General features: G+C 73.8%; 14 protein-coding genes and 1 pseudogene. 11 read left to right on the top strand and 4 right to left on the bottom strand.

Features of this window, described 5'->3' with window-relative positions:
- Nucleotides 1-247 precede the first annotated feature (247 nt).
- The 7 genes and pseudogenes from OHA99_RS31530 to OHA99_RS31500 all read left to right on the top strand — a co-directional run bounded on the left by OHA99_RS31530 (nucleotide 248) and on the right by OHA99_RS31500 (nucleotide 6,734).
- Nucleotides 248-1,474, top strand: coding sequence for an MFS transporter (locus tag OHA99_RS31530; protein WP_228126244.1), 1,227 nt, complete (start codon nucleotides 248-250; stop codon nucleotides 1,472-1,474).
- Entirely contained in the window at nucleotides 1,471-3,291 is a 1,821-nt protein-coding gene (locus OHA99_RS31525) for a S9 family peptidase (RefSeq protein ID WP_153180855.1), read from the top strand. Before OHA99_RS31530 ends, OHA99_RS31525 begins: the two co-directional genes overlap by 4 nt.
- A 16-nt stretch (nucleotides 3,292-3,307) precedes the next feature.
- Entirely contained in the window at nucleotides 3,308-3,436 is a 129-nt protein-coding gene (locus OHA99_RS31520; RefSeq protein WP_265592416.1) for a hypothetical protein, read from the top strand.
- Nucleotides 3,437-3,535: 99 nt separating this feature from the next.
- Nucleotides 3,536-5,455, top strand: a complete 1,920-nt coding sequence (locus tag OHA99_RS31515; protein WP_405698452.1) for a RiPP maturation radical SAM C-methyltransferase — start codon at nucleotides 3,536-3,538, stop codon at nucleotides 5,453-5,455.
- Between the two features lie 28 nt (nucleotides 5,456-5,483).
- Nucleotides 5,484-6,137 carry a DUF5825 family protein gene (locus OHA99_RS31510; RefSeq protein ID WP_366473449.1) on the top strand — a complete coding sequence of 218 codons (654 nt, stop codon included), beginning with the start codon at nucleotides 5,484-5,486 and terminating at the stop codon, nucleotides 6,135-6,137.
- Nucleotides 6,138-6,283: 146 nt separating this feature from the next.
- Nucleotides 6,284-6,412: pseudogene (locus OHA99_RS31505) on the top strand (transposase); the annotation flags it as partial.
- Between the two features lie 142 nt (nucleotides 6,413-6,554).
- Entirely contained in the window at nucleotides 6,555-6,734 is a 180-nt protein-coding gene (locus OHA99_RS31500; protein ID WP_153180852.1) for a hypothetical protein, read from the top strand.
- 78 nt (nucleotides 6,735-6,812) lie between these two features.
- Here OHA99_RS31500 and OHA99_RS31495 read toward each other — a convergent pair whose 3' ends face one another.
- Complete coding sequence (locus OHA99_RS31495; RefSeq protein WP_366473431.1) at nucleotides 6,813-7,553, bottom strand: SDR family oxidoreductase; 741 nt, start codon at nucleotides 7,551-7,553, stop codon at nucleotides 6,813-6,815.
- A gap of 165 nt (nucleotides 7,554-7,718) precedes the next feature.
- Here OHA99_RS31495 and lnt point away from each other — a divergent pair, with 165 nt between their 5' ends.
- Nucleotides 7,719-9,293: an apolipoprotein N-acyltransferase gene (gene lnt / locus OHA99_RS31490; RefSeq protein ID WP_366473432.1), complete on the top strand. Its 1,575-nt coding sequence runs from the start codon at nucleotides 7,719-7,721 to the stop codon at nucleotides 9,291-9,293.
- Here the strand turns inward: lnt and OHA99_RS31485 are convergent.
- The gene (locus tag OHA99_RS31485; protein ID WP_282879903.1) at nucleotides 9,217-10,122 is read right to left on the bottom strand and encodes a Gfo/Idh/MocA family protein; all 906 of its coding nucleotides are present in this window, start codon (nucleotides 10,120-10,122) and stop codon (nucleotides 9,217-9,219) included. The two genes, lnt and OHA99_RS31485, sit on opposite strands and share 77 nt — an antisense overlap.
- A gap of 13 nt (nucleotides 10,123-10,135) precedes the next feature.
- Nucleotides 10,136-11,332, bottom strand: coding sequence for an FAD-dependent monooxygenase (locus OHA99_RS31480; protein WP_153180848.1), 1,197 nt, complete (start codon nucleotides 11,330-11,332; stop codon nucleotides 10,136-10,138).
- 98 nt (nucleotides 11,333-11,430) lie between these two features.
- Here OHA99_RS31480 and OHA99_RS31475 point away from each other — a divergent pair, with 98 nt between their 5' ends.
- From OHA99_RS31475 to OHA99_RS31465, 3 genes are all read left to right on the top strand, one after another.
- The gene (locus OHA99_RS31475) at nucleotides 11,431-12,087 is read left to right on the top strand and encodes a TetR/AcrR family transcriptional regulator (RefSeq protein WP_153180847.1); all 657 of its coding nucleotides are present in this window, start codon (nucleotides 11,431-11,433) and stop codon (nucleotides 12,085-12,087) included.
- Between the two features lie 42 nt (nucleotides 12,088-12,129).
- Nucleotides 12,130-12,642 (top strand): DinB family protein, encoded by a 513-nt coding sequence (locus tag OHA99_RS31470; RefSeq protein WP_153180846.1) that lies wholly within the window; start codon nucleotides 12,130-12,132, stop codon nucleotides 12,640-12,642.
- A 112-nt stretch (nucleotides 12,643-12,754) separates the two neighbouring features.
- Nucleotides 12,755-13,255 (top strand): hypothetical protein, encoded by a 501-nt coding sequence (locus OHA99_RS31465; protein ID WP_381502269.1) that lies wholly within the window; start codon nucleotides 12,755-12,757, stop codon nucleotides 13,253-13,255.
- 50 nt (nucleotides 13,256-13,305) lie between these two features.
- Here OHA99_RS31465 and OHA99_RS31460 read toward each other — a convergent pair whose 3' ends face one another.
- On the bottom strand, nucleotides 13,306-13,866 hold the full coding sequence (locus tag OHA99_RS31460) for a hypothetical protein (RefSeq protein WP_153180844.1): 561 nt from the start codon (nucleotides 13,864-13,866) through the stop codon (nucleotides 13,306-13,308).
- Nucleotides 13,867-13,980: the final 114 nt, after the last annotated feature.

Below are 13,980 nucleotides of genomic sequence, written 5' to 3'. Positions count from 1 at the left end.
CCGCGGACAGCACCGGAACACACCCCCGCCTTTGCTGCGAACCCGGAATCCCCACTCCCTCCGAGCCCTCTCGCGCTTTCCAGCCAACCGATCCGCGACCTTGTAGCCCGTTCGAGGCGCTGACTACGATCCCGCTCGTTTCGCTTTCTACACAACCCGCACGATTGCTTCATCGAAGGGGGAAGTCGTGGAGTCGTGCACGCAGGCGGGAGCGGCGGACCCCCGCGATGGATTACCCCGGCCCCGGTTGCTCCGGGGCCGCCGTGGCGCTTCCGGCTCCGGGCGCGACCAGTCCGCCCGGGACTTCCGCCTTTTCTGGTGGGCCAACGCCGTTGACGCACTGGGCACCCAGGCATCCGGCGTCGTCCTTCCCCTGCTGCTCCTCGGTCTCGGGCACTCACCGCGGACCGCTGGGCTCGTCGCCGGGCTCTCGCTGGCCGCGGGCCTACTGCTCGGGCCGCTCGCCGCCGTCCCCGCCGACCGCGGCGCGCGCAAGACGATCATGTTCTGGTCCGCCGTCGTCGCCGCGCTGGCCATGGGCTCCGTCGCCGTGACCCTGCTCGCCGGACACCTGACGCTTCCACACCTCGTGGCCGCCGTCCTCGTCGAACGGTTCGCCACCGCCTGTCACGACGCCGCGTCGCGCGGCACGGTCGCCCTGGTCTGCCCGCCCGACGACCAGCCGCGCGCCGTGGCCCGGCTCGCCGCCGCCGACCAGGGCTCACTCATCCTCGGCCCGGCCCTCGGCGGAGCCGCGTACCAGCTCTTCCGTGCTCTGCCGTTCGCGGCCGACGCCCTCTCCTACGCCGTCGTCGCCGGCTGCGTACGAGCCATGCGTACGGATCTGAAGGCCGCCGCGGCTCCTTCGGGCGAGGGGCTGTGGCGTGCGACCGCCGCCGGTCTGCACCTGGTGCGGCGACGGCCGCTGCTGCGCCTCGTGCTGACGTGGATCGCGCTGGTCAACGGGGTGGCCGCGATGCTCTACTACTCCGCGGTCTTCGTGCTGGAACGTTCTGGCAGTGGTGCGCTCCCGCTCGGCCTCGTCCTCGCCGTCACCGGCGCCGCGGGTCTGGCCGGATCCCTCGCCGCGCCCAAGATCGCCGTCCGCCTCGGCGCCTCCCGCACCCTCACCACGGTCACCTGGCTCCTCGCCCCGCTCACCGCGGCCCTCGCCCTCGCCGACGGGCCCTGGGCGTACGGCGTGCTGCTCGGCGCGATCGGCCTCCTCGTGCCGTTGCCCGCCGTCGTCCTCCAGACCCGTGCCCTGCTGACGACCGAGCCCGAACTACAGGCCCGCGTCGGCGCCGTCATCGCCACCGCCTCCGGCGCCACCGCCGCCCTCGCCCCGGTCCTGGCCGGTCTCTTCGCCGGTCGGCTGAACTCCGCGGCGCCCGCGCTGGGTTGCGCCGCCCTCCTCGTCCTGCTCGCCGCGCACACCACCCGGCGCGCCGCCCTCGCGGAGGCCGCCGCATGAGCCGCTTCCAGGTGTACCGCGCCGCGCTGCCCGGGGTGTGTGCCACCGATCCGCACCGCATGGTCTTCACCGCCGACGCGGAGGGCCGCTGCGAGGTCTTCACCTGGGACGCCGCCGCCCGCCGCGCCCGCCGCGTCACCGACCGCCCCGGCGGCACCGTGCACGGCGCGATCGACGCCGACGCATACGTGTGGTGGTTCGCCGAGGACGCGCGGGGCGTCGGCCACTGGCAATTCCAGCCGTTCAACGGCCCGTGCAACGGCGGCCCCGGCCGGCCCGGTCTGACCGGCGTCCCCGACGGCACCGCCCGCGGACTCGCCGTCACCGCCGACGCCACCGTCGCCCTCGGCATCGGAGTGGGCGACCACACCACCGTCAGGCTCGGAACACGCGGCGGCCCCGGACGCGAGGTCACACGTGTGAACGGCCCCGCCGCGCTCGCCGGACTCGCACCGCACGGCGACCTCCTCGCCCTCACCCGCACCGCCGACGCCCCCCGCGCCGTCACCCTCCTCACCCCCGACGGCACCGAGGTCGCGGCCCTCCCCGGTGACGGCCCGCACGGCAGGCTGTGGGCCCTCGGCTTCGGCCCCGCACCCGACACCCAACCCACCCTGCTGCTCGTCCGCGAGCGCGGGGACCGCTACACCCTCGCCACCTGGACCGCCGCCACCGGCACCGTTACCCATGACTGGTGCGCCCTGGACACCCAGTTCACCGCCCGCTGGTACCCGGACGGCGGCGCCGTGCTGATCCGGCAGGACCGGCACGGCCGCTCCCTGCTCCGCCGCGCCGACCTCGCCCGCCGCACCCTGGGCCCCGTACCGACTCCGCCCGGCACCCTCCTGGACGCGGCCCCGCGCCCCGGCGGCGACCTGCACACCCTCTGGACGGACAGCGCCCACCCGCCCCGCATGAGATCCACGGCCGGGACGCCGCTGCCCCCGCTCGGCACCGTCGACGGCCGCGTGCCCGGCACCCTGCGCGACATGCGCACACCGGGACCGGACGGCCCGGTACACACGTTGCTCAGCCTTCCCGAGTCCACACGCGGGCCGCACCCCGCCGTGTTCCTCGTCCACGGCGGCCCCGCCGACCACGACCGCGACGCCTACGACGGCACCGTGCACTCCCTGGTGGCCTCCGGGTTCGCCGTGGCCCGTGTCAACTATCGCGGCTCCACCGGATACGGGCCGGGGTGGCAGCGCGCCTTCCGCGACGGCGTCGGCCACACCCAGGTCACCGACCTCGCCGCCGTCCGCGCCGACCTCGTGGCGCGCGGGCTCATCCGGCCGGACGCCACCGGACTCTGGGGCACCTCCTGGGGCGGCTACCTCGTCCTGCTCGCCCTCGGCACCCGTCCCGGGCTCTGGCAGGCGGGCGTCGCAGTCAAACCCGTGGCCGACTACGCCGCCGCACACGCCGCCGCCACACCCGCCCTCCGCGCGCTGGACGAGCGGCTGTTCGGCGGCACGCCCGCACAGGTGCCGGACGCGTACGCGCACAGTTCTCCGATCCGCTACGCCGCCCGCGTCCGCGATCCGCTCCTGCTCGTTGCCGCCACGCACGACACCAAGTGCCCACCCGCACAGATCCGTTCCTACCTCGCGGCCCTCGGCACGACCGGTGCCCCGCACGAGTCCCTGTGGCTCGAGTCCGGGCACGACGGCTACGACGGCGGCGACCACGTGACCGTCCTGCGCCGCGCGGTGCGCTTCCTCGACCGCACGCTCCGGGGCACCGTCCGCACCACCCCACCCCTCAGACGCCCCTTTCCAGCCGGAGAGGGGTCCGCGCACCACACAGTCGAACACTAGAGAGAAGGAGAAAACCATGCAGAAGGACGTCATCCACAACGACCCGCTGGCCGAGGACGAGACGAACCGCAAGCCCAGCGTCGGCATCACGATCACCGTCCCGTTCCGCAACGCAGAGGACGGCGACGACACCGTCGAGGACTGATCCTCACCGGTCGGCCCCGGGGCACCCGGGGGCCGACCGGCCCACACCGTCGCCCGTCCCCCGCACCCGCACCCGCACCACGTCAGGAGAGAAGCGCCCATGCGCGTACTGCTGGTCAACATGCCCTGGTCGCCCATCGACCTGCCCTCCCTCGCCCTCGGCATCCTCAAACGGAGTGTGGACGAGCGCGTGCCCGGTGCCAGTGCCGAGGTGCTGCACGCCAACCTCATGTTCACCGACTGGATCACCGAGCGCACCGAGTTCACCGGCGACGACTACGAGTACTACGCCCTCTCCTCCTACTTCATGGGCTGCGGCGACTGGGTCTTCTCCTCCGCCCTGTACGACGACCCGGCCTGGCGCGAGGACGAGTTCGTGGCGACGATGAACGGCAAGCTCAAGTCCGCGCGGATGAGGATGACCCGCGAACTGCACCGCATCGCACCGGAGTTCGTCGAGACGATCGCCCGGCAGATCGTGGCGAGCGAGCCGGATGTCGTCGGGTTCACCTCCACTTTCCAGCAGAACACCGCCGCGCTCGCCGCTGCCCGCCGCGTCAAGCAGCTCGCCCCGCACATCGTGACCGTCATGGGCGGCGCCAACTGCGACGGCGAACAGGGCGCCACCGTGCACCGCAACTTCCCCTTCGTCGACCACGTCGTACGCGGCGAGGGCGAGGCCGCCTTCCCCGAACTCCTCGGCGCGCTCGCGAAGGACCGCCCACTCGACTCCGTTCCCGGCCTGTGCCACCGCGACGCGGACGGCACGAGTGTCGCCAACCCGATGGCCACCCGCCCGCTGCCGCCCGCCGCGATCCTGCCGCCCGACTACAGCGGCTACTTCGAACGGCTCGCCGCGTCCGTCGCCCGCAACTGGGTCGAGCCGAAACTCGTCGTCGAGGGGGCGCGGGGCTGCTGGTGGGGCGAGAAACACCACTGCACCTTCTGCGGGCTCAACGGCTCCTTCATGGAGTTCCGCTCCAAGAGCCCCGACACCTTCTACGAGGAGATCATGGAGCTGGCTCGTCGCCACCGGGTCCTCGACATGTATGTCGTCGACAACATCCTCGACATGCGCTACCTCACCACCGTGCTGCCCCGCATCATCGAGAGCGGCTACGACCTGCGCCTGCACATCGAGATCAAGGCCAACATGAGGCGCAGCCAGTTGCGCACCCTCGCCGACGCCGGACTCATCTACGTACAACCCGGCATCGAGAGCCTCAACAGCCGCGTGCTGGACCTGATGGACAAGGGTGTGAGCGGCTGCCAGAACGTGCGGATGCTGCGTGACGGCGCCGAGACCGGACTCTCCGTCGCCTGGAACTACCTGCACGGATTTCCCGGCGAGAGCGCCGAGGACTACGACCCGGTCATCGCCCAGATACCGGCCCTGGAACACCTGGACCCACCGGTCGACCTGTCCGCGCGCATCGCCATCGAGCGTTTCAGCCCCTACTTCGAACGCCCCGAACTGGGCTTCACCGGTCTGCGCCCCGAAGCGCACTACCGCTTCACCTACGATCTGCCCGAGGAAGAGCTGTACGACATGGCGTACGTCTTCGAGGCGCCCGCCCGCGGCATCGGCGAACCCACCGTCAGCGCCCTCAACAACGCCCTCGCCGACTGGAAGAAGCACCACACCGACTCCCGGCTCACCCACGACGACCACGGCGACCGCATCGTCCTGGTCAGCCGCCGCCGCGCCTTCGACTGGCGGGTGAAGGAGCTGGCCGATCCCTTCGAACTCGCGCTCTTCCGCCTCCTCGACCAGCCGCACAGCGTGCAGGCCCTCACCCGCAAGGCCGCGGCACGCATCCCCGAGGCGGCCCGCGACGAGGACGGGGTCCGGCGGCTCCTCGACACCTGGCTCGCCCTCGGCATCGTCTTCGCCGACGCGGGACAGTACGTCCACATCGCCCCGGCCGCCGTCAACGAGGACCTGCTGCGCCTGGACTTCATGCGGCACATCCACACCGAGGACGCCCCTGACGGTGCTGCCGTCCCAGAGCCGGCCTGACCCCTGCCGCCCGCTTCGAAGGAGCATGATGACCGCCACCCTCACCGCGCCGACGGTTCTCGCCTGGCGCGACTACGACCCCGCCGCGTGCGAGCTGCCCGGCATGTTCCTGGGCGAGGTGCCCCTTCCCGGCCCGGCGCGCGACCAGGCCGCACGCCTGTGGGAGCTGGGCACGCGCCGTGTCCGGCTGCCCGCACCTGTCGACCTCTCCACCGGCGCGGACTCGGCAGCCGCCGTGTACGGGCTCTCCCTGGTCCGGGACCTGACCGCGCGGGCGGTCATGGTCGAGTGGGAACTGCGCCTCGACTCGGGGGAGGGGAAGACCTGGCGTCGGCTCAGCCATCTCCAGCCGCCCGCCGCGCTGCACGGCCCCGCCGACGCCGGGGAGTCGCTGCGCTCATGGCGGCGCGGTCACTACCTGTGCAAGTGCCTGTGGCGCAAAGGCCCCGGCTTCCTGCAGATCCGCGACCGCCGCTGGGGAGAGCTGCGCCGCTTCACCGCCGACGAGCCCGAGTACGACACCGCGGTCCGCCTGCTGGACTACGGCGCCCTCGCCGACAGCGTCGACCACACCGCGCTGGCCGACTTCCGCTCCGAAGACCTCGTCCTGGACGTCGGCCCGTACGCGTGGTGGCTGCCGTACCGTGTCAGCCGGTGGCTCCAGCAGTCGATCGCCATCTGAGCGTCTCGCGCCTTGCACACCCATCTGCGCGCGCTGAGGGAGCACGGGTTCGACGCGGCGCGGATGGTGATGTCGGGCCCTGACCCCTGATGTTGGACACACGAAACACTGGATCCTGAGGATCTGAGGACGGACATCTCGTGGTCATGAGGAACGACCTGCCGGAGTTCGAGGCGGATGCGGTCGCGTTGTACGAGTCGCGGCCGAAAGCGACGATCAGGTCGGTCGCCGCCGATCTGGGGATCGGCCCCGAGACACTGCGGAACTGGGTGAGGCAGCCGGAGTGAGCCGTCCCCGGGGACGGCGGGCGCGACGGGTGCCCTGAGCCCGCACGCCGCGGAGTCCGCCGGCCGACCGGAACCGCTTGTGTAGCCGTGCGGTAGCGCAGTGTCAGTGCTTGCCCCTAGGCTTGTCCGCATGTCCCCCGATTACGTGACGCCTGGTTCCGTGCGGTCCGCCGCGGAGCTGAACGATCAGATCCGCGCGCTGTGGCGGCGCGCGGGCGGGACCCTGTCGGCGCAGGAGCGGGTGGAGTACGAGTTGCTGGTGGTCGAGTGGGCGACCGCGATCCGCGGGACGGTCATCGAGGCGGCCTGAGCCGCGGGGCCGCCCCCGGTGCGCGGCCCGGCCCGGCTCCGGACGCTCCCGAACCCGAACCAGAACTCCGAACCCCGGTCAGCGTCCCCCCGCCACCCGGAGCACCGTCCCCGTCGTGTACGACGCGTCGGACGACAGCAGCCAGGAGATCGCCGCGGCGATCTCCTCCGCCCGGCCCGCACGCCCCATCGGCACCGCCGCTCCCATCCGGGCCGCCCGGCCGGCGTCCCCCGCCGCCGCGTGCATCTCGGTGTCGATCACCCCGGGCGCGACGGCGTTGACCCGGATTCCGTCCGGGCCGAGTTCCTTGGCCAGGCCCAGGGTCACCGCGTCGACACCCGCCTTGCTCGCCGCGTAGTGCACGTACTCCCCCGGGCTGCCGAGGGTCGCGGCGCCCGACGACACGTTCACGATCGCACCGCTCCCCCGCGGCGTCATCAGCCGCGCCGCCCGCCGGGCGCACAGCAGCACGCCCAGCAGGTTGACGTCGAGGACCCGGCGCAGGTCCGCGGTGTCGCTGTCGGCGAGCCGCCCCAGCGGCCCGGTCACGGCCGCGTTGTTCACCAGCCCCGTCACCGGGCCCAACTCGTGCTCCGCCACGTCGAAGAGGCGCTCGACGTCGGTCTCGACGGACGTGTCCGCCCGTACGGAGATCCCGCGACCTCCCGCCTCGCGCACCCCCGCCACGACCGCTTCGGCGGCCGCCGAGTCGCGCGCGTAGCCCACGACGACGTCGTGCCCGTCCGCCGCGAGGCGCAGACAGGTCGCCGCGCCGATCCCCCGGCTGCCGCCGGTGACCACCGTGATGGGTCGCGTCATCGAAACCTCCACCAGCCTCGTTTGATCGATCATCGATCACCCTAGGGGAGATCGGGGAAAGTCTCCCGTGCTGGACGGATCTCTGTGTGATCAACTGAATTCGCCGTCGTCGCGGGCGCACACTGTGCGGATCATCGGGTAAGCACCATCGGTAAGGAGGCGCCCATGCGGAAGTCCGACCACTGGCTCGCCTCCCCGTGGCGGCGCTCGGTCCTCGCCGTGCTCGCCGGGGCCCTGCCGGTCCTCGCCTTCCCGGGCCCAGCCCTGTGGTGGTGGGCCTGGTTCGCGCTGGTCCCGTGGATCCTGCTGGCGCGTACCGCGCCGGGCGGCAGGCGCGCGGCGTACGACGGGTGGTGCGGCGGGTTCGGGTTCGTGCTGGCCATGCACCACTGGCTGCTGCCGAACCTGCACGTGTTCACGTTCGTCATCGCCGCGCTGCTCGGCGCGCTGTGGGTGCCCTGGGGCTGGCTGGCGCACCGGACGCTGGGCGGGGCGCCGTCGGCCGGCCGGGCCTGGGCGGCCCTCGTGGTACTGCCGTCGGGCTGGCTGCTCGCGGAACTGGTCCGCTCCTTCCAGGGGCTCGGCGGCCCCTGGGGGATGCTCGGCGCCAGCCAGTGGCAGGTGGCCCCGGCGCTGCGGCTCGCCTCGGTGGGCGGGGTGTGGCTGCTGAGCTTCCTGGTGGTCGCCGTCAACGTCGCCCTCGCCGTCCTGGTCGCCGTCCGCCGGGCGAGGGTGCCGGCCCTGGCCGGGCTGGTCGCGGCGGCCGCGGCCACCTCGGCGGCCTGGGTCTGGTCACCGCGCCCCGACACCGACGAGCGGGCCGCGATCGCCGTGGTGCAGCCGGGCGTCGTCGCCGGGGCGGACAGCGCCGACCGGCGGTTCGACCGCGAGGAGGAGCTGACCCGGCGGCTCGCGGACCGGGACCTCGACCTGATCGTCTGGGGCGAGAGCAGCGTCGGCTTCGACCTGGACGACCGGCCGGACCTCGCCGGGCGGCTGGCCTCGCTGTCCCGGGAGACCGGCGCGGGCATCCTGGTCAACGTGGACGCGCGGCGCTCCGACAAACCCGGCATCTACAAGAGCTCGGTGCTCGTCGGCCCCGAGGGCCCGACCGGCGACCGGTACGACAAGATGCGGCTCGTGCCCTTCGGCGAGTACGTGCCGTTCCGCTCGCTGCTCGGCTGGGCGACCTCCGTGGGCAAGGCGGCGGGCGAGGACCGCAGGCGGGGCACCGAGCAGGTGGTGATGGACGTCGGCGACGGCCTGCGGATCGGGCCGATGGTCTGCTTCGAGAGCGCGTTCCCCGACATGAGCCGCAGCCTCGCCGCCGACGGTGCCGAGGTGCTGGTCGCCCAGTCCTCGACCTCGACCTTCCAGCACACCTGGGCACCCGAGCAGCACGCCTCGCTCGCCGCGCTGCGCGCCGCCGAGACCGGCCGGCCGATGGTGCACGCGACGCTGACCGGGGTCTCCGCCGTCTACGACGCGAACGGCGCCCGGCTCGGCTCCTGGCTCGGCACCGGCGCGAGCACCTCGCGGGTGTACGAGATCCCGCTCACCCACGGCACCACGCCGTACGTCCGCTACGGCGACTGGACGGTGTACGCGGCGCTGGTCACCCTCGCGGCCTGGGGTGCCGCCGAGGGTGTGCGCGTCGTGCGGCTCAGGCGGGGCCGTCGAGCACGGCCCGGACCACCCGCTCGCACAGCTCATGGGTCTCCAGCGCGTCCCGGGCACTGAGCACCTCGCCCGAGCGCACCGCGTCGAGGAAGGCGAGCACCGCCTGCTCGATGCCGCGCTGCCGGGCCACGGGGACCCAGTCGCCGCGCCGCCGCACGGTCGGCTGGCCCTTGTGGTCGATCACCTCGGCGAGGTTGACCACCTGGCGCTTGGTGTCCTGGCCCGAGACCTCCAGGATCTCCTCGGCCGAGCCGCTGAGCCGGTTCATGACGCCGAGCGCGGTGAAGCCGTCCCCGGCGAGCTGGAGCACCACGTGGTGGAGCAGGCCGTCCTCGGCACGGGCGCGCACGGTCACGTCGTCCACCGTGCCGGGCACCAGGAACCTCAGCGTGTCGACGACGTGGATGAAGTCGTCGAGGATCATCGTGCGCGGGTCCTCGGGCAGTCCGGTGCGGTTCTTCTGCATGAGGATCAGCTCGCGCGGGTGCTCGGCGCACTGCGCGTACCCGGGGGCGTGGCGCCGGTTGAAGCCGACGGCGAGGCTGGTGCCGCGTTCCTCGGCGAGGGCCACCAGGCGCTCGGAGTCGGCGAGTTCGTAGGCGAGGGGCTTGTCGACGTAGGTGGGGACACCGGCTTCCAGCAGCCGGGTCACGATCTCGGGGTGAGCGGCGGTCGGCGCGTGCACGAACGCGGCGTCCAGGCCCTGGGCGAGGAGCGCGTCGAGGTCGGCGTGGCGCTGCGCGGGCGGGATGCGCAGCCTGTCGGCGACACGGGTGAGGGTGGCGGGGGTGCGGGTCTGGAGGTGCGGTTCGATCCCGGGGAGGGCGGTGAGCACCGGCAGGTAGGCCTTCTGCGCGATGTCGCCGAGTCCGATGCAGCCGACCTTCACGGGATGTGCTCCTCTAACGCTCGTTGTGCTCGCCGACCTGGGTCCGCCGGGAAGCATACGGGGGCTGCGGGGGCCGCCAGTCGGCGATCCCGTCGAAGCCGCGCAGGAACAGGGCGGGACCGGCCTTGGACAGGGCGCGGATCGCGGCGTCGCGGACGGCGGTCCCGGCGCGGTTGCGCATCAGGTTGAGGCGGGCCACCTTGACGGCCTGGCGGGCGATCGCGGTCGTGCGGGGCAGCCGGGCGGCCGTGTAGGCGGCGAGGTCCTGGCTGTGGTGGGCGAGCACGACCGCGTCCTCTATCGCCTGGTTGCCGCCCTGGCCGAGGTTGGGCGGCATGGCGTGCGCGGCGTCCCCGAGGAGGACGACCCGCCCGCGGTGATAGGCCGGCAGCGGTTCGGCGATGTGGTGCACGTCGTGGCGCAGGACGTCCTCGGGGCGGGCGGCGGCGAGAACGGCGGGGATCGGGTGGTGCCAGTCGCCGTAGCGGTGCAGCAGTTCCGCCCGCTCGTCGGCCGCGTGCCCTCCGGCCGGCGCGACGGCGGCGGCGTAGGCGTAGACCCGGCCGTCCCCCAGCGGATGCGTGCCCCAGATGCGGCCCCGGCCCCAGGTCTCGTGGGAGGCGAACTCCACGCCGGGGAGCGGGATCACGACCCGCCAGGTGGTGAAACCGGAGTAGACGGTGCCGGGGTGGTGCGGGAACAGCGTGCGGCGTACGGCGGAGCGGATGCCGTCGGCCCCGACGACCAGATCGGCCTCCAGCTCGCCGTCCGGCGTGCGGACCCTGGCCGGACGGTCGCGGTCGCCGGGGTCGGCGAGCGTGGCGTCGGCGCCGGTGCGGACGGCGTCCGGGGGCAGCAGCGCGGACAGGCGCTCGACGAGGGTGGACCGGTGCAGCAGCACCAGCGGACCGCCGAAGCGCGCCTCGGCGGCCTCGGCGCTGGACCGGGAGAGCCAGCGCCCGCCGGGGGTGCGCAGTCCCCCGTCGCCCTGCCAGGCGGCGAGGCCTCGGATCTCGTCGCCGAGACCGACCACGTCCAGGGCGCGCAGCGCGTTGGGCGACAGCGAGATGGCCGCGCCGACCGGCCGGAGCGAGGGGGCGCGCTCCAGCACGGTGACCCGCAGGCCGCTCTGGTGCAGGGCGGCCGCCGCGGTCAGGCCGCCGATGCCGCCGCCGATCACGACAGCCGTACTCGTCCTCGTCCTCGTCATGACACTCCTCGGCGCTCGGCGCGTATCGAAACTACAGATGTAGTAGCACGCGCCTCCGACTGTACTACAGCCGTAGTGAGGCCGGTAGATTGATCTCCATGTCCGCTCCTGCCGCACCTTCCGGGCCCTCGTCCGGCGCGTCCCGCGCCGACCTCGTCGCCGACGCCGCTCTGGCGCTGCTCGCCGAGCGCGGGATGCGCGGGCTGACGCACCGGGCGGTCGACGAGGCGGCCGGGCTGCCCCAGGGCTCCACGTCCAATGTCGCGCGGACCCGGCAGGCACTGCTGGAACTGACGGTGCGACGCCTGGCCGACCGGGAGGCACGGGTGCTGGCCCTGCACGAGATGCCGGACCCGCGCGCCGGCCTCGACGCCCTGGTCGACGCGCTGGCACTGGCGACGCACCGCGCCCTGACCCGCAACCGCGCGCTGACGCTGGCCCGGTACGAACTGGCCCTCGAGGCCACCCGCCGCCCCGAGCTGCGGGCGTACTTCGACGCGGCGGGCGCCCGCTTCCGGGAGCAACTGGGCGCCCTCGTCACCGCGATGGGCTCGGACGCCCCGGCCCGGCACGTGCTCTCCCTGGTCGCCTGGGCGGACGGCCTGATGTTCAGCTGCGTGGCCGGAACCTTCCACGCCGAGGTGCCGGGCCTCCCGGACGTGCGGGCGGGGCTGCGGGAACTCCTGGACGGCATGCTGGGCGACTCGCGTCGCGGTGTGCGCGGTGATCTGCGCGGCGATTCGCCGGGGGGCTGAATTCCCTTGGCGCGACCGGCCGGTCCGAGCGAGGATGCCGCCATGACGACCGAACGCAGTGAACCCCCCGTCGACGCCGACGAACGCGCCATGCTGGAGGGCTGGGTCGACTACCACCGGCAGACCCTCGCTCGGAAGTGCGAAGGGCTCACCGACGAGCAGTTGCGGACGGCCGCCGTGGCACCGTCGACGCTGACCCTGATGGGCCTGGTCCGGCACATGGCGGAGGTGGAGCGCAGCTGGTACCGCAGGGTGCTGGCGGCCGAGGACGCCGGCCCGATCTACTACTCCGACGAGGACCCGGAGGGCGAGTTCCGGCTCACCGGGACCGACACCTTCGCCGAGGCGCACGCCACCTGGCAGGCGGAGATCGGGGCGGCCCGGCGCAACGCGGCCGGCGTGCCCCTGGGCGAACCGACCCGGGGCAGGCACCTGCGCACCGGGGAGCGCTACACCCTGCGCTGGATCCACACCCACATGATCGAGGAGTACGCGCGTCACAACGGGCACGCGGACCTGATCCGCGAGCGCCTGGACGGAGCCACGGGCGAGTGACGTCACCTCCGGTCGCCCACGGCACTCCGTAGGGGGCCGGAGATCACCCGTGCGGGGCAACCTCCGCTTGTCCGGCGCCGGTCGAGGGGCCCGAGGCACCAGAGTGGCCCGGGTGCATCGAACGACGACCACCGCAACGCTGCTGCTGACCGTGGCTGTCTGGGCCGCCCTGACCGGCTGTACGACCGTCCGGGGCCCGGCGGCGGCCCAGCCGTCCGCGTCCGGGGCCCGCTCGTCCGCGCCGCACCCGGACGGCCCGGCCGAGCCACGGGTCGTCCAGGCCCCGGCCCGGGAGGCGCTGGAGATGATCGGCCCCTCCCCCGCGCCGGAGTCCGCCACCGGGGCACCACGCCGTACGGAGCCCCGGGCACCCGCGGCCGCGCCGCGCGATCAGCCGGCCGACCGTGCCCCCGCACCGCGGTCCGCCCGCCCGGCGGCGCCCGAGCACACCCGCGCCCCCGCACCGCCGCACGACAAGGTGCCCGACCTGCCGGGCGCGGCCGGCGGCGGCACCGACGCGAAGGCGGACGTGTGCTCCCTCGGCAAGCGGTACGGCGGCTGGCGGCCGGGCAGCCCCGAGGCGCGCATCTGCGAGCAGGCGTACGGCCATTGAGGCCGGCCGGCACCCACCGGGCCCGCTGGCACCCATCGGGCCCGCCGGCCCTACGGTCGCTGCCTCGGCGGTCGGCCCCGCCCCTCGGGCCCCTCGGACCCGTCGGACCGGTCGGGGCCGTCCGTGCGGGGACCGACACCGTTCAGGCGCAGCTCCAGCCGGTCGATCGAGGCGCGTACGCCCTCTCCGTAGCGGTCGGGGGCGAGGGCCCCGGCCGCGGCGCGGGCGCGCCCCAGGTGCAGACGGGCCGCCTCGCGGTGGCCGAGCCGGTCGTAGTCCGCGGCCAGGTCCAGGTGGAGCGAGGGGTACAGGGCGCGGGCGGCGGGCGTGTCCTCGTGCCGGTCGGCCTGCTGGTCCTCCGTCAGCTCCTCGGCGGCCGACAACGCCCTGAGGTCCCACGTCAGCTCCTGCGCCGGGTCGTCCTGGGTGTCGGCGAGGTAGCGGGCCAGCGTGCAGCGGTGCAGGGGGTCACCGCGCTCGCCGATCTCCGCCCACAGGGCAAGGTAGCGGTGCCGGGCCTCCTCGCGGTCGCCCGCGTGATGCAGCATGGCGACCTGACCGATCCGTGTCAGCACGGCGTCCGGCGCCGCCTGCTCCTGTCCTTTCGCCACCAAGTCCTCCGTGCCTTCGTCGCCTGTCCCGACGACGCTAACGGCACGCCCCCGCTTTGCCGGTCAGGCGGCACCGGGGCACGCGCGGGCCGGTCGGGCGACGGACCGGCCCGG

This window comes from Streptomyces coelicoflavus (genome assembly GCF_045041415.1).
GTDB lineage: Bacteria > Actinomycetota > Actinomycetes > Streptomycetales > Streptomycetaceae > Streptomyces > Streptomyces coelicoflavus.
The sequence above is the reverse complement of the archived record's forward strand: the minus strand, read 5'-3'. Positions and strand labels throughout refer to the sequence as shown.